At 27.8% G+C, this 16,106-nt stretch carries 13 protein-coding genes; 7 read left to right on the top strand and 6 right to left on the bottom strand.

Annotated elements, in window-relative coordinates; translation table 11 throughout:
- Window positions 1-317 precede the first annotated feature (317 nt).
- On the bottom strand, window positions 318-1,088 hold the full coding sequence (locus Q0649_RS19865; protein ID WP_298845936.1) for a hypothetical protein: 771 nt from the start codon (window positions 1,086-1,088) through the stop codon (window positions 318-320).
- Between the two features lie 446 nt (window positions 1,089-1,534).
- On the opposite strand from Q0649_RS19865, the gene Q0649_RS19860 reads away from it, so the two are divergent.
- From Q0649_RS19860 to Q0649_RS19845, 4 genes are all read left to right on the top strand, one after another.
- Window positions 1,535-2,101, top strand: coding sequence for a tyrosine-type recombinase/integrase (locus tag Q0649_RS19860; RefSeq protein ID WP_298845935.1), 567 nt, complete (start codon window positions 1,535-1,537; stop codon window positions 2,099-2,101).
- Window positions 2,102-2,254: 153 nt separating this feature from the next.
- The gene (locus Q0649_RS19855; protein ID WP_298845934.1) at window positions 2,255-2,917 is read left to right on the top strand and encodes a DNA-binding protein; all 663 of its coding nucleotides are present in this window, start codon (window positions 2,255-2,257) and stop codon (window positions 2,915-2,917) included.
- A 19-nt stretch (window positions 2,918-2,936) separates the two neighbouring features.
- On the top strand, window positions 2,937-3,716 hold the full coding sequence (locus tag Q0649_RS19850; RefSeq protein ID WP_298845933.1) for a ParA family protein: 780 nt from the start codon (window positions 2,937-2,939) through the stop codon (window positions 3,714-3,716).
- Window positions 3,695-4,036, top strand: a complete 342-nt coding sequence (locus tag Q0649_RS19845) for a hypothetical protein (protein WP_298845932.1) — start codon at window positions 3,695-3,697, stop codon at window positions 4,034-4,036. The genes Q0649_RS19850 and Q0649_RS19845 overlap by 22 nt, the downstream gene beginning before the upstream one ends.
- Window positions 4,037-4,143: 107 nt before the next feature.
- Here Q0649_RS19845 and Q0649_RS19840 read toward each other — a convergent pair whose 3' ends face one another.
- Window positions 4,144-5,511 (bottom strand): ImmA/IrrE family metallo-endopeptidase, encoded by a 1,368-nt coding sequence (locus Q0649_RS19840; RefSeq protein ID WP_298845930.1) that lies wholly within the window; start codon window positions 5,509-5,511, stop codon window positions 4,144-4,146.
- On the bottom strand, window positions 5,504-5,833 hold the full coding sequence (locus tag Q0649_RS19835) for a helix-turn-helix transcriptional regulator (protein ID WP_298845928.1): 330 nt from the start codon (window positions 5,831-5,833) through the stop codon (window positions 5,504-5,506). The genes Q0649_RS19840 and Q0649_RS19835 overlap by 8 nt, the downstream gene beginning before the upstream one ends.
- Window positions 5,834-6,319: 486 nt before the next feature.
- Here Q0649_RS19835 and Q0649_RS19830 point away from each other — a divergent pair, with 486 nt between their 5' ends.
- Window positions 6,320-7,393 (top strand): replication initiation protein, encoded by a 1,074-nt coding sequence (locus tag Q0649_RS19830; RefSeq protein WP_298845927.1) that lies wholly within the window; start codon window positions 6,320-6,322, stop codon window positions 7,391-7,393.
- Window positions 7,394-8,098: 705 nt separating this feature from the next.
- On the opposite strand, the gene Q0649_RS19825 is transcribed toward Q0649_RS19830, so the two are convergent.
- Both Q0649_RS19825 and Q0649_RS19820 read right to left on the bottom strand, forming a co-directional pair.
- Window positions 8,099-9,004, bottom strand: a complete 906-nt coding sequence (locus Q0649_RS19825; RefSeq protein WP_298845925.1) for an HNH endonuclease — start codon at window positions 9,002-9,004, stop codon at window positions 8,099-8,101.
- Between the two features lie 289 nt (window positions 9,005-9,293).
- Window positions 9,294-10,589, bottom strand: a complete 1,296-nt coding sequence (locus Q0649_RS19820) for an IS30 family transposase (protein ID WP_298845924.1) — start codon at window positions 10,587-10,589, stop codon at window positions 9,294-9,296.
- Between the two features lie 895 nt (window positions 10,590-11,484).
- Here Q0649_RS19820 and Q0649_RS19815 point away from each other — a divergent pair.
- Window positions 11,485-13,104 (top strand): hypothetical protein, encoded by a 1,620-nt coding sequence (locus tag Q0649_RS19815; protein ID WP_298845922.1) that lies wholly within the window; start codon window positions 11,485-11,487, stop codon window positions 13,102-13,104.
- Between the two features lie 469 nt (window positions 13,105-13,573).
- Window positions 13,574-13,798 carry a hypothetical protein gene (locus tag Q0649_RS19810; protein WP_298845920.1) on the top strand — a complete coding sequence of 75 codons (225 nt, stop codon included), beginning with the start codon at window positions 13,574-13,576 and terminating at the stop codon, window positions 13,796-13,798.
- 83 nt (window positions 13,799-13,881) lie between these two features.
- Here the strand turns inward: Q0649_RS19810 and Q0649_RS19805 are convergent, their stop codons facing one another.
- A complete protein-coding gene (locus Q0649_RS19805; RefSeq protein WP_298845918.1) occupies window positions 13,882-14,772 on the bottom strand; it encodes a hypothetical protein in 891 nt (296 codons plus the stop codon).
- Between the last annotated feature and the right edge of the window lie 1,334 nt (window positions 14,773-16,106).

Genomic DNA, 16,106 nt, shown 5'->3' with positions numbered 1-16,106 from the left:
TCCATATGAGAATTTTACAGTTCTAAGCAATAAAAAGCATACAACATAACGAAAATTATATTGAACCGGAATTGAAATCATTTGTGACCCAGATTACTTTGTGACATTAAAAAATACCAACACAAAAGGTAAAGTTTTTGTGCTGGTATTCTCCGTGAATTACTATTTTATCCATTTTAAATAATGAAAATAGCTTATGGCCGTTTTCTACACGAATCGTTGCCATACTCCGTAGATGAACGCGTGCGTTTATAAAGTATAATGAAAAAAGTAGTAACTCGTAACTTGGCATAGTTAATCAATGTATGAAAAAGCATTTAAACATTTGTATTCCTAACTAATTCTGGGAATGCGGTTTTTATCGCTTTTTTGTAAGAACCTTCAAAACACCTATCTACTACATTACTCAATTTATATTTATTAATTATAGTCAAATTAACTTTTAAAACAGCTTCCTGGGGCGAAAGTTTTAAAATATCTTCTATTAACCATTTAATAGCTTCAATTCCTATAGCTACATTCCAATAACCATTGGGTACGTTAATAAGTTCCCAAGGTTTAAATTTACCTGGATAAGCTAAACTAATTGCTTTAAAAGAAGAATTATTGTAAATCGTTTGTACCATTCCACCTAACCCATTTTTAGTGAATATATTTAGGGTTAAGTGTTTTTTTATATCTATTTCTGAATATTTAAGTCTTTCTTCTATGAGCCATTTAGTTGATTGAATAGCACTTTGTGAGGTCCAATAACTTTGAGGAACACATATTAATTCCCAAGGTTTAAATTTATTGAGGTAAACTGTGTTGATAGCTTTATAGGTAGAGCAATTAAAAACAATATGTAACATACCTGATAATCTATGGATCCTAAAAAATTCATTAGTTATTTTTGTTTTTATTTGTTCATCTGTAAAATTAAGAACATTTTCTAATAAATATTTGGTAACTTCAATTGCATTTTTTTCAGCATCTGGTCTTAGCCAGAAACCTTTAGGAAATCTAAATAAATCTCTTGTTAAAACCATTTTATAAATTTCTACTGATGATAGTTTATATAATTCTGATTTATTAACTTTTGTATTCAACAAATCACATCCTCACTTACTATTTGTTATAAAATTTACTTCGATAAACAACATTTACGGCTCATTTACATTATAATACAATTAAGTTGGAAGGGAAATATTAAATCTTATAAAATGATATTTCATACGTTAAGAGAAATGTAATTGTCTTAATATTATTGAAAATACATCCTCCGTACTTAAGTGTTAAGCAAAGAAAGGCATACAATATAAAAATTGTTATATGAACTAAAAAAGAACCGTCTAACCTTATTTATATAGTTTTTTGTTTGGTTCTACGAATGTACGATTTTAACTAAAATCGTACATTCATTTTTTTACGTGAAGCGTTGATTTATAAGGCTTGTTAAGCATTTAGTTAAATTTAACTAAGCAACCATTGCTTTGAATGTATCGTTTTATATGATATAATATAAATACGATACATTGTAAGGAAAGGTGAAAATATGGTTGTAGAACCTATAAAAGATAAAAAGAAAATTTCTGATTTGCTTATATACCTTAAAGGAAAAAATGAAAGGGATTGGCTTTTAGGAAAATTTCAATTAAATTCCGGATTACGAATAAGCGATGTTGTTGGAATAAGGGTTTCTGATATTTTAAACGAGAAAGGAAATTTTAAAGACTATTTTGTACTTCGTGAGCAGAAGACAAATAAAGAGAAAAAAATAAAATTAAATGATAGCCTTAAGGTAGCCCTTAAAGCATATATAAATCAAAATAAACTTAAATCTGATAATTATATATTTAAAAGTAGAAAAGGGCTAGATGATCACATAACAGTCACCCAAGCGTATAGGGTATTAAAAACTGCAGCTACTTCTGTTGGAATTGAAAATTTTGGTACACATAGTTTAAGGAAAGCATGGGGTTACTGGACCTATAAGGCAAGTAGATATAACATAGGATTAATAATGGACACTTTTAATCACAGCAGCCAGAAAATAACTCTAAGATATATAGGAATAGATCAGGAAGCAAAAGATCTGCTTTATAGTTTAGTTCAATTCTAGTAAGGCCAGAGTGTTATACTACTCTGACCTTTTGTTTACTTGGTATCATCTAAAAATAAAAAGGTATTATTAAATTTTTATAGAATATTATCAAAGTGTTACAAAAGTATTTGTAATATAAAAGTGAAATTAAAATATTGTGGGGTGATTATATTGGAAAGAGTTGAATTTGATAGGCTAGAAGTGTTGTCACAACTAGAATATATTAATACTGAACTTACAAAAGGGAATACATTAACTAAAATATGTGAAGCTATTGGAGTCGCGCGCACGACTATTAGAGACAGATTTCTAAAAGAATGTTATAGCTTTAATAAAACAAATAATACATATGAATATGACAAAAGTATTATAAAAGTAAAAAATCATGTTAATGGTCAAATGGTTTTTTTTGAAGATACACCTGAAAGTATAACCTTTACCGCAAGTGATTCTAATAAAAAACCATTACAGCCAAACAAAAGTATTGATATAATAAGTGAAAAATTACAATCTAAAGGTGTTGCAAAAACAAATACAGAACTACAGGAAATTAAAATTATGAAAACTGATATGATTGATTGGATGCAAAATAAAGAAGATATACTGGAAATGCTCAAAAATTATAAAAGTAATATTAATGTAATAGATGTGCCCCAGTTAGATATAAATGCACTCCCACAGGCCCTGCAGAAAAATATTACTACAAAGAGTGTAAAACTATACTCACCAGTTTATGATTCCTTTGATAAGCTATGTAAGGCTTATTCAAGCATTAAGAAACAAGATCTTATATCATTAGCACTTTTTGAATTCACAAATAAGTATAAAAAATAATTTTTTGGGGGTGGTTTACTTGATAATTTCAATATTTAATCAAAAGGGCGGGTGTGGAAAATCAACGACGGCTATTAATTTGGCTGCATATTTAGCTAAACATGGTAAGAAAACATTGCTAATTGATATGGACTCACAAGCAAATTCTACAGTTGGTGTTGGAATTGATGATGAAGAGTTAATATCTTCTGTTTATGATTTGCTCAATAATCAAGAATTTGATAAAGAAAACATATTAAAAGTAATTATAGAAACTGATTATCCTAAATTACATATCATCCCAAGTGACATAAACCTTGCTAATGCAGAAATAACACTAAGCAGTTTAATGTCTAGGGAAACTATTTTAAAGCGAATACTAGAGCAAATAAAGGACCTCTACCAATATATAATTATAGATTGCCCTCCAAGTTTAGGATTATTAAGTGTTAATTCACTGGTAGCAAGCAATTACTTAATCATCCCAGTTGATCCAAGTTATTTCTCAATGAAAGGTATTAAAAATTTAGTTAGTTCTTTTTCCAGTATAAAAACAAATTTGAATCCTGGCCTTGAAATTTTAGGTGTATTAATAACTAAATTTAATGGAAGAAAAACTATTTCGAAAGACATTAAAGAAGCTCTTGTAAACTCTTTTGGAGACAAAGTATTTAACACTGTTATTCGTATAGATAGTAAAATCGAGTACAGTCAAGACAATGGAAAACCAATTATTAATTACTACGAGAAGTGTCATGGGTTTGAAGATTATACTGCATTTGGAGAGGAGGTTGTAAAATGGGTAACTCAAAAAATATGAAATTTGGTATATTAGATAGTATTAATAAAAAGCCTATTTCTATTGATACAAATAAGCATAGTGACATCATTAGTGATATAAATGGTGATATAAATAGTGACATTACTATCAGTACAACTAGTGATGTTGTTAGTGATATTTCAAACATCATTAAAAAGAAGGACAAATATACTGATATACATTCAAGAAAGACCTATTATGTCGAGAAAGAATTGTTAAAGAAAATAGATAAACTTTGTGATAGAAATAACCTTGATAAAAGTTTCGTAGTTAATGAGGCTTTAAGATTATTCTTCAAAGAAATAGAAAAGGTGAAATAATTATGTGTAATGTACTTGTTCATATGGGTGTAACTTGGTTATTTTCTAAATTTTGACTCAAAAACAAAAATCATTGACTATTATGATCAATGATTTTTGTTTAAATATTATAATTTGAACTTTGTATTCAACTGAATTATAGATATAATTATCTCCTTATAGAAAACTTCACTTAAATATGAATAGTCTCCATTTAGATCAGCTTTATTTAAAGCATGATAATATTTATCTTTGTCTTTATATTTTAAATATACTGGTGGTAACCCATTAAGTTTAAAAAACCAATTTAGCATTAACCTAGAAATTCTACCGTTACCATCGCTAAATGGATGTATCACTGTAATTTTATGATGAATTTTTACTACTTCATCAACATATTGTGAAATAGATATATTATCTTTTTTAATTAAAAGTTCTTCTATATCTTTGTTTAATTTTAATAACTCATTCGGTATATTACAATAATCACAAGTTTCAAACTGCGCTTGAGTAACAATGTTATTTGAATTTCTTATTTTTCCTGCACCTTCTGGATATGGCGCATATTGAAATAGCATAGCATTTAAATCTAATGTTTTAAATATATTTAACTTATCTTTTGTTGTCATTAAATAATCATACATCGAAGCATGTCCAACAACTTCAATTATATCTTTATATTGTGATTTGCAATATTTACTATCTTGTTTATGTATTCTTAAATCAGTTAAAATTTCTGAAACAGCCTCTGATTCAATATTTATACCTTCAAGCTTATTTTCATTATAAACAAAATCCCTCTTAAAGTTATACCAAACCACCTTGCTCTCATTTTCAAAAAAATATTCATATGAATTAATTATGTTTTTGAGTAATACTGGATTATATTTTTTTATTCCTAATTCTATTCTTTTTGTATCAGGTTTAAATTTACGAATTCTTTTTTTAATAGTTTTGGGATCAGTATCACCCTCTATTTTTTTAAGTGTGTATGCAATATTAAAAACACAAGATTCAAAACTTACACCAAAATAATCAGAAATATATATAATATTTGTAAAATCAATATAATTATTTTCTTCTAATTTTTTTACTTGAAAAGCTAATTCTGCTTGTGGCATTAACAATTTGCTAGCAAATTTATCTGCATATTTTTCAACAGGATTGTTATTTTTTCCAATAGGACAAAATGAATTGCTGTTTTTATCCTTTATATGATGACACAGTTCATGTGCTGCAGTAAATCTTTGCCTTGATATTGGTCTTTTATTGTTAATACCTATAATAGGAATGTCCTGCTCATTTTCAGGTAAAATATAAATACCTTCTAAACCCTCAAAATTCCTAAATTGATATGGCACTTTGAAATAATTCAAAATATCAAAAGGATCTATTGGGTAAGAAGGTTTTTTGTGTGAAAAATAAACTTCTAATACTTTTTTTGCAAGAACTTCAGGATTGTAAAAAAAATCACTTAGATCAATTTCATTAAGCATTCACCTTATACCTTGCCTTGATTTTCTTTTTAAATTCAATTAAATTCATTATTTCGTCTTTATCTATATCAGATAAACTTGAAAATGCTCTTGCAAACATTTTTGTTTCATTTTTGTTTTCTTCATTATATATTAAGTCATTTATTGTAACTCCATACAACTCAGAAAAGGATTTAAGTTCAATAGCCGTAACTTTTCTATTACCTGCTTCTATTGAAGTAATTGTTGTTCTATTCATATTCATTACTTCAGCAACGTATTCTTGTGATAATCCTAAATTTTTTCTTGCTTGTTTTAATCTTTCATTTAACGTGTTTAACATAAATATCACGTCCCCTCATTTATTATTATATGCAATGTTGATCGTTTTTACAACATATAATGTCAGAATATCTAACTATTCTAACCATATTTATAGTTATTAATCAAATAAAATATAATAATATTTTATTTTTATATATTTTATAGGACAGTAATTAATAATATTTTATATTTCTATCATCTAAAAATATATTTAATTAAAATAGAACAACTATAGTTGTTGTTTTAAAAGATTTAAATAAACAACAAAAGATTTAAAGGATTTACGTACCTTTTAAGACGTTGATATGACTATGGTTGAGCATACTAAAAACGACTTAATCATACCGAAAAACGACTTAATCATACCGAAAATAGGTTTTAAAAACGACTTAATCATACCGAAAGACGACCTAATCATACCGAATGAGACTAAAATATAATTGTCGTACGTCTATTTACAAGTAGTCGTATATGGTATATATTATTGTTAATAAGAGGTGAGATTATGGGAAAGGTGGAAAATCTGGAAAACATGAAGAGCGCATTAGTAGTTCAATCAAATAAATTGATTGAAGCAAGCTATCGATTAAGAATAGGCCAACAAAAATTTTTAAGACTTATGGCCTCTAGGATAAAAAAAGATGATGCAGATTTAAAATCATATGAGTTTAAAGTGGCAGATATTATGGAATTATTTAATACTAAAAATAAATCTAATTATTCAGAAATACCAAGACAAATTAAAGAACTTATGGGGAATGTATTAACATTCAAAGAGGGAAAAAGAACAACTTATGTTCCTTTCCTAGCTTTAGCAGAAAACGATGAAGGGTCAGGAATATTAAGTGTTCAATTTCATCCTGTTTTAAAATCTATGTATATATGTCTTAACAAAGAAAATCCTTTTACTATTTATGAATTATCAAATACTTTAAAATTACGTAGTATTTATTCTCTTAGATTTTATGAATTATTAAAGCAATATCAAAAAATAGGTAGTAGGGAAATGAAAATAGAAGACATAAGAAAGTTATTTGAGCTAACTGCGACTGAATACATAAGGTATAACGATTTTAAGCGAAAGATTATATTCCAAGCACAGAAAGAGTTGAAAGAGAAGACCGATATATGTTTTGAATTTGAAGAAATTAAAACTGTGAGAAAAGTTACAAGTTTAAAATTTTACATAAAGACAAACAGATCAAGTTCAAAGGTTATAGACGAAGTGTGTTCTACTAGTGAGAGTAAATCTACCAACAAAGTAGAAAAGTACTCTATAGAGCTTATAAGCGAGGTTAAAAGTATATTTGAAGAGAACATAAAAGGGGTAGAAGCCAAATCTATATTAGATGCTGCAAATGGAGACGTGAATACTATAAAAGAAAAATATGAGATTGCTAAAGTAACATCAGGTATAACTACTATAGTAGGTTGGATAATTGATGCCATAACGAGGGACTATCAAATTCCTAAAGGTAAAATTAAAGTTGGCGGGTTTAATGATTATGAACAGCGAGCATATGATTTTGATAATCTTGAAAAGAAACTTCTTGGATGGGACAATAAAAGCATTGAGTGAATTAATTAGGTATATTTGAATTATGTGAAGCTGATATAAACATATTAAAGTATAGAGTAGCATAAATATGTAGTTTAAAACTTGTTAGAGCTAATTTAATGCATTATTATATAAAAAACATATAATACACCTATAATAATTAAAAAGCGAATAGAGAGTCTATTAAGGGGTAACTAATATCGTTGGTTATCCTTATTTTATTTATCAAAAGATGTTATTGATAAATATTAAGATTCGTTTTATGAAAAGTAATGGTAGATATTACAATGACTATAAATGCGAAAATGAGAGAGAGAACAATTTTATTATAAAAGCAATATAAAAGTAATAAATTACAGAAGTAATACAAAAGAAATTATATACGTATGCCTGTTTTAATTAAGGTAAATCTAACAGTTTATGCGTAAATAGTATTGCTTAAATAATAGTAAGGGCGGTACAATTTTAAGCGGTCCTTACTATTATTTATGTACAAAAGCATTGTTCTACTCCAAATAATTAAAATTAATAGATTGCCAATACATAAATATATATCTTTAAAATTAATCTAGGGCTTATATGAGGCTTATTTTTATTTAAAGGTGGTTATCATTGTCGAATCATAAGAACACTCCTACATGGTCTATATAAACCTATAATGACATTCTTGGGATGGAAATTTACTATTATTTAAAATCTAAATTAATAGTAAAATCTTGTTTGAAATTAGATGTTTTTGCTTATTGTCCCGGAAAGGTATTTTAGTATAAATAACTCACGTTTTATTGAGTAAAACTTGTAATCTGAATACCATTTTGCAAAGTCTTTTGGACCTTTGCTAGAATTACAACTCCTACAAGCGGGGACTATATTAGTTTTGGTAAATCCTCCACCAGCATTAAGTGATATAAAGTGGTCCATTTCAAGTGCAAGAGGTATCTCCCTTCCACAGTAGCAACAACAATTATTAAAATCTATTTTTATTTGTAGCCATTGTAGAACAGTAAGATCAGATGTTAATAAACGTAGCTTTGCTCTACGTTTATGGGTCGTCACATTTACTTTGTCTTTATTTTCAGATTTCCATTTATGCCGACGTTCACGATACTGTAATATTTCTTTTTTATGTGTAGTATCATATTTACGTCTTTTCGCCCTTGAACAATCTTTGCAAATTGCTGTTAATCCATTTTTATTTTCTTTTTTTTTATTAAATTTATCAAGAGATAACTCTTTTTTGCATTTAGTACAAACTTTAGTATTAGAAATGGCTTTTTTGTTTTCTGGAGGTTCGTTTGCCTTCTTTTTTTCTCGATATTCTTTTGATTTTATTTTATTTAATGGGTTTTTGCAGGCTTTGCACCATGAGGCTAATCCATCTTTATGTTGTCTCTGTTTTCCAAATTTATCAAGAGGTAATTCTTTTTTGCATTTAGTACAAATTTTGGTATTAGAAATGACATTTCTGTCTTTTGGATACTGTTTTGCGTTTTTTGCATAGCTAATCCTGCTTAATGTATTCATGCAATCTTTGCAACATGCGGCTAGGCCATTTTTAGATCGTTTATATTTTGCAAATTTATCAAGAGGTAATTCTCTTTTGCATTTAGTACAAATCTTAGTATTATCCATTTAAGCTCCTTTGGTGAATTGAAAAAGTAACTTCCACTTTGTAGAGTTAAGTTCCACTGTAAAAAATAATTATGAAAATTATAAAAATTTAAAAATCAAAAAAGGTTTAAAGCTACTAACTTTAAAGCAAAATAGGTATAATATGAAGTATATCAAGCAGATTTTGCCTGTTTTAGGGTATACCAAATAAAGGGTGGAAATTAACCTTTTTTTCGCGAATGTAAAATCCACCCCTTAAAATGTTATAAATTAGTAAGATATACCCAACAGTAATGCTTGCCTGATATAGTTATATTTTAAGTAGTTTAGGTATCAGAGTTACATCATTTGGTGAGATGTATTCTGAACCGAGTTTTTCAAGTGTAACAGTCCCATGAAGGAAGCTGAATACCGAATATGGTGAACGGTCATTCAGCTTTTTTCTTCCGTAGGAATTGATGTGATCCATCATTAACGAAATATCCTTCTGTAGGTATGAATTAAAACTGTGTCCCTTTGGAACAATCATACGAATTATTTCATGATTATTTTCAATAGCACCTTTTTGGTATGGTGCCGATGGATCACAGTAAAATATACGAGTCCTTTGATTACCTAATTTATCAAACTCAATGGCCTCTGGATTTGAAAATTCACTGCCGTTGTCCGTAAGAATTACTGAGAAGAGTTTTAAAAAAATTTCTGGACTAAGTTCCCAGTAGAGGTCTTCAAAAATATCAATTACAGACTGTGAAGTATTGGCACTCCTAATAAATGCTAGCATAAATTGAGAGCTTGTGAAGTGAATAGTTAGAATAACCTTGCCACCTTTTATACCTTCCACACTATCCATTTGGACAACTGGAGTGTCTGGGTTTTCTTTCATAAATGTCAAAAAATCTTCATAAGTGCGGCCAATTCTGCAAGATTTATCTACTTTAAAATTGTTGTTAGATTTCTTTCTTGGACGATATACTACTTTTCTAGGGAGATCAATATTTCTAGCAGAAAAAAGATTAAAATCAATATAATTGTAAATTGACTTTTCACTGTGCATTATGGCATCCCTGTTGTTGGAACATATATGATGAATTGATTGCCCTTTTTGTATAAGTGGGCTGATTAATTTGTCTAAACGCAAAATTTCTTCTTCTGTTGTGGTAATTCCACTGCGTGATTCAAAAAGGTGAGTTTCATATTCTTTCTGGGCGGTAGCCGCACTATAGAAAGATTTTTGGAGAGTACATTTTTTAAGATCATCGCATCCGTTGCAAACATACGGTGGTTTTGATGGTAATGGACATATATATTCTTTGTAATCAGAACAAACATCTGAGCATCTTGAGCAAAAGCGACAATAGCGGTTATGACAGCTTGGACTATCACAGATATAGGAGTATTCGCAATCAAAACGATGAATACAGTTGTTAAATGATTTTCCAAAGGCGCCTGTCTTTTTTAATGTAATATGATGTTTAATTTCTTTTGAAATAGAAGTACAGTCATGACAAAGTTCTTTAGCAATTGATTTAAATGAAAAAGAATCTCTAATCATGTGTTCGATCATAAATCTTTCACTAAGGTTTAGGTGTTTGGATTTTGGCATAATGAAACCTCCCTACAATTAAGCAAGGATTATTGTCCTGGTATATCTAATATTAGTATAATAATTTGTAAAGGTAAAATCTACCCTTTAATTTGTAAGACTAACTTCCACTATTTAATGTGGTGGGGGTGGAATTTAGTTTTGCAATTGAGGTTTAAGCTCCTTTTTTTTAATATAACCAAATATATAATACAAAATGCAAAAAAAGGATGCTAAGAAAAATTAATTTTAAATATATAAATAGAAACGATCATTAACAAACGTTATATTATAAGGTTTGTTAAGCAGTTAGTTAAATTTAATTAATCAAATTTAATAGGTATTTCTATAGCTATTATATTATGAATTTAAAAGTGAATCTCATGGACATGAATCAATGTTATATCTAGATCCATGGTAAAATTTCGAATGGAAATAATATGAACTAAAAAGCAGCCTAAAAGGGGTTGCTTTTTTATTATGTTTAAATAACATGGATAGCCTTTCATTATTCGAAGTGGAGTGTTTAATTCAGTTTAGGTAGTCATTTTCTTAACTCTGGTAATTAAGTGATTATTAATTTCCTTACTTTATTTTTTTTGATAAATTTTCATTATTATGATTGTATGACTGAACCAATAATCAACTAAGATAGTTTCATGTAATTATATAAAAAGCAAGAAAACTTATATTTTTTTTTAAAAGTAACTATATAAAATCAATTCAATTTTTATAATTTTGATGATTTTATTAAAACTTATTTAAATAATAAAAAAATTTTAAGAAATTTTATATTTTTTCAAAAAAAAGACTACATAGGTGTAGAAACAAAAATAAAGAACAAAAAAATTAAAAAGCTTATACCACTATTACGGGATAGTTAATAATTAGTTATTTTAATGGAAGTGAGGGATAAATGCAATATTTGGACAAGCAAATTGAAATGAAACAATTTTTTAAAAGCTTATACGCTCAGGAAATAGTGTCTGGAAATAAGTTAAAGGATAATCAATATATAAGAGTATTTCAAAATAATAAAACCAATATAGAGAAAGACAAAATTTTTAGTAAAATAGAATTTTTTAATAATATAGATGATTTAGTAAGTTATTCAAGTGTAGCATATGGATTAAATACTTACTTTACATTAGCAACAACTAAAAATAAAGAAAATGGCCAGGAAGAAAATCTACATACAAGATATTTTTTGGCCTGGGATTTTGACAAGAAAGATTTAGGAGAAAATTTTAGTTGTAAGGATATAGTAGAGAAATTTAAGTCTATTGGATTATGGTATCATGTTTTAGTCGATAGTGGACATGGTTACCATGCTTATACGTGTATAGAACCAACACAGGACATTAAGAAAGTATTAGAGGTACAAAAGGTATTATGTGATAGGTTAGTGGCAGATACTAACTCAACTAAGACTACACAAATTTTGAGAATACCATATACGTATAATATAAAAGAAAAAGTTAAACGAGTTAATATAATAAAAATATTCAAAGAAGATACTATTAAAAGATATAATATAGATAAACTATATAATAAGTATTGTTGCAATGCTAAAGACAATAAAGACAGTAGAGTAACACAATACACTATTAATAATACTAGGTTAAAACCTTGTGTAATAGACATATTGAAGCAAGGTAGTGGTGATGGTAGTAGAAATATTGATTTACAAAAGATAGTTGTATCTTTAAGATTAAGAAATAAATCTAAAAATGATATATTACACATATGCACAGAATGGAATACTAAAAATAATCCTAAAATGAGTGATAAAGAATTAAATTATCAAGTAAATGATATGTATAAAAATTTACATAATGCATCATATGGGTGTAAAGAATGTAAATATGAACACGATGAGAAATGTTTTAGTAAGGTTGTATCAGATTTTGAACATACGGAAAATGAAATTATAATTGAGAACAAAATAGCAAAACAATTGAAATATACCAGTAGAAAGGGTGTAAAGTACATGAATGGTAATAAATTATTGATTTTTAATGTAATGAAAAACAATATAGAGAGTGGTTTATATACTGATCAAATAGTTAAATTGATTACACCACGTAAAGGCAGATGTACATTATCAAAGCCAGTATTAATTGAAACATTAAAAAGTTTAGTTGGTGATAATACAATAAATAAAACAAAAGGCAATTCAAGGGCGGGTATAAAAGATTTTTATAGTATAAATGCTATTAAATGTGATATTGATGAAAATTTTAGTGTTAGTTATTTAGCAACTGTATTATGTATTAATAAAGTAATAAGTACAGATGAGTTAAGATTATATTATCACATGAGATATAGGCAACATCTATTGGTTCAGGAAGGTGAAGCACAAGGCAATCTATATCAAGTAAAGCAGACAGAACTCGCAAAAGATTTAGGAGTAACACAACCACGTATAAGTGCAATAGTTAAGAGATTGATAGAAAATCACCTACTAGATATTTATTATAAAGGTATAAGTAAAAATAATGGATTTGAATATAATATTTATAAATTAAACGAATAATTAGAAAGAAGGTACATTATACCTTCTTTTTTTATAGTATTATTTACTTAATAACTATTATTAAGTAAATAATACTTATACGGTAATTGTGCAAAAAAACCTTTATAGATTTGATAGACAAGCCATTCTGAAGTCTATTAAGTAAAAAATACTGATACTTATATAGTAGTTTTTTATATATATTATGGGTGTCATGTCTTACCCTATTTACTTATCTATATTGGTACAAAGTTTAACTAACGGTATGTGATTCAGAAGAAAAATGAGAAGAATTGAAATGCAGATAGATCATAGTTTATTTAAGAGAAAGTTAAAAGGTATAGTTGTAAAACATAAATAGATTAATATTAGAGTTAGTGTATCTAAATTAGCAATTAGAATAGAAGATAGGTATTAAAGAGAGAGCTAGAGTGAATCAACTTACAATCATTACGTGATAAATTATGTTGTAAAGAAATATGGGGAATGGGTGTGGCACGTTATCTATGAGAGCAATTCAAAACCAGAAGAACAAATACATGTCTTAAAATCCATTTTAAGGTACTTTAGAAGTAAAGCGGATATTGAAATTCATACAAGGTCACTAAATGCTTTAAAAGAAGGATTAAGAGCATTGGAGAAAGTGGGAAATACACTTTCTCCAGCTGGAAGAATAGACCTCTTAACCATGGTTAACCAAGTTTTACTATTATAATGTCTATAACCAATACTATAACTATAGGTTTTTCCATTACATTTACTATATTAAAATATTGGGTCAAAAGTAAGCTATGAATTTTATTTTATATCTAAATAATGTTTTACCACTATATCTAATCGGCTATGTCCCAGTTCTTTACTTACAATAGTTAATGCAATTCTACAATATCTTCTTCCACTTCCATCACGGCAAATATAATCATTTCTTATTGTTTCGCCACTATCTTTTAGATCTTTAATTGCTTCCGAATATTTGTTTTCCGCAAATGTAGAACGATAGCTATGAACATCCATTGCGGAACTTATTTTGCTAAAAACATGTTCACGACCCATTTTTTCCGCATTTTCTTTAGCATTTTTTACTACATCACACTTTTCTCGAATTGGGTGTACAGTTCTGCCCCTGCCTCCTTTTGTCATGTTCCTGTACTCTTTTTTAGAGCTAAAATCTAGAGTTACATTTCCTACTTTATCTACACAAATTTGTTCAGGTCGCAGTTGCTCCAGTTCGGATCGCCGTAGACCTGTCGCCTCACAAAAATTAATTTTTTCCTTATTATTTTCTATCGAAAAGTGCTTATCCTTTTCTACAGTTCCACGACTTCGAGTTATATTATCTCTGTCTCCTCTCTTACTTAAATTTATGCCAAAAGTATTACTATTACAGCCCATAACTTTTGCCATAGATGCAGCTTTCAAACGGGTAGTAGCCATGCTATTTCCTTTAAGTATGCTAGCTTGTAGCCACTCTGTTATGTGTTCCTTGGGGATGTTGTCTAAATTTTTAAACTCCTTTTCTCCATGGTTACTTCTTTCCCAAACGGAAAAATTTAATGCGTTTCTTTTATAATCATCACACGATTCGCGACTGTGAATTCCATATGTTCTTAGGGGATTTGGTTTATTCCCCGCTAACAAATCAGCTTGACGTTGTTTAGCTTTTTCCGGATTTTTTGCTACGCCAAACATTTTTTTAGAATCTATTTTTTTTAAGATTTGAAACGTTAAACTAGCGATAATAAAACCTCCTTAGTTTTTAATGATTTATTATTATCACTTTTTTTAAATGTTTTTGAAAATACAATAAATAAGTTTGCTTGTTAAGAAGTGCACCTTTATTATGCTCCTGCATGGAGCTTGCTTTGTAAAAAACCTCTTAGGGAGTTTTTTACGCAATTTAAAATCTTTTTAATAAATAAATTTTTATTGTGAAATTATCTATAAACTATCTCGGGAAGCAATCTGCCCGAGCCTACACCGATAATTAATTCTTAAAAAATTAGATAGACCTTAAATACTTATGCACCCAAAGTTGATTACCATAGCTTACACGCACATGTTATGCGTGTAAACTAGGTAATTAGATTTAATAAAATGCATAAATTTTTAATTTTAAACCACAACATAATTTCTTGAAAATAACTATAAAATACGTGTAAACGCGTATTTTATTTTACATTCAAACCTGATAGCAACACTTCGTGCTGCTATCAGGTTTTTGTCTGTAACGTGCAACTTGTTGCACGTTACAGACAAAAACATTAATAAATACACTAACAAAAATTAATTATTTCTCGATTTTTATAATGCAAACAGGTTTGCATTATAAAAATTTTTATTTAATGATTACAAAAAATTATTTCAAAAGAATCATGTTATTAAAAACGAAATACATAAAATTAGATTTTACTAAACAAAAGGATTTGTTTTTTAGCCAAGGCCATAGACTATTTAAAAATTCAGAAGTTATTAGTATAATTTTTACAAATAAAATTGCTCTAATATTATTGAAAAACCCAACATTTACGGTTTAACATATATTATTTTACAAAAATATTATTACAGTTTTTACTTATAAATCTCACACACTATTTACTTTAGCTAATTAGCCATAATCTTTTAACAGCTTATTATTATTACAAATTAATTATAATTTCTATATTTTCAATTAAAATTAAAAATAAATTTTATCTATATTTCATACAACCGACAGTTGTTGTTTTAAATAATTTAACAGTACTTTGTTTTAAGTGTTTTAGTCAAGCGTCTAGGCTAGTGATATCAATGCTTTTAAAAACCTATTACGACACTTGCGTACCTAAATGAAAAATGGTAGGAATCAAAAGATGAATTTTATTCTTTAGTTTTCAACAGCAATAGTTATAATACTTAATAACATATTTACAATACAATTAAATGAACTTTGTCTATAAATTATTATAAAAAAGTAAAAGGGCATACAATATATTTTTCGTTATGTTGTATGCTTTTTATTGCTTAGAACTGTAAAATTCTCATATGGA

Origin of the sequence: uncultured Clostridium sp. (genome assembly GCF_937920395.1) — a bacterium.
GTDB lineage: Bacteria > Bacillota > Clostridia > Clostridiales > Clostridiaceae > Clostridium_AD.
The sequence above is the reverse complement of the archived record's forward strand: the minus strand, read 5'-3'. Positions and strand labels throughout refer to the sequence as shown.

Bases quoted from the DNA above. Each gene is read 5' to 3' on its own strand.
- Q0649_RS19860 (WP_298845935.1), top strand. From the start codon at position 1,535: ATGGTTGTAGAACCTATAAAAGATAAAAAGAAAATTTCTGATTTGCTT.
- Q0649_RS19845 (WP_298845932.1), top strand. From the start codon at position 3,695: ATGGGTAACTCAAAAAATATGAAATTTGGTATATTAGATAGTATTAAT.
- Q0649_RS19840 (WP_298845930.1), bottom strand. From the start codon at position 5,511: ATGCTTAATGAAATTGATCTAAGTGATTTTTTTTACAATCCTGAAGTT.
- Q0649_RS19835 (WP_298845928.1), bottom strand. From the start codon at position 5,833: ATGTTAAACACGTTAAATGAAAGATTAAAACAAGCAAGAAAAAATTTA.
- Q0649_RS19830 (WP_298845927.1), top strand. From the start codon at position 6,320: ATGGGAAAGGTGGAAAATCTGGAAAACATGAAGAGCGCATTAGTAGTT.
- Q0649_RS19825 (WP_298845925.1), bottom strand. From the start codon at position 9,004: ATGGATAATACTAAGATTTGTACTAAATGCAAAAGAGAATTACCTCTT.
- Q0649_RS19820 (WP_298845924.1), bottom strand. From the start codon at position 10,589: ATGCCAAAATCCAAACACCTAAACCTTAGTGAAAGATTTATGATCGAA.
- Q0649_RS19815 (WP_298845922.1), top strand. From the start codon at position 11,485: ATGCAATATTTGGACAAGCAAATTGAAATGAAACAATTTTTTAAAAGC.
- Q0649_RS19805 (WP_298845918.1), bottom strand. From the start codon at position 14,772: ATGTTTGGCGTAGCAAAAAATCCGGAAAAAGCTAAACAACGTCAAGCT.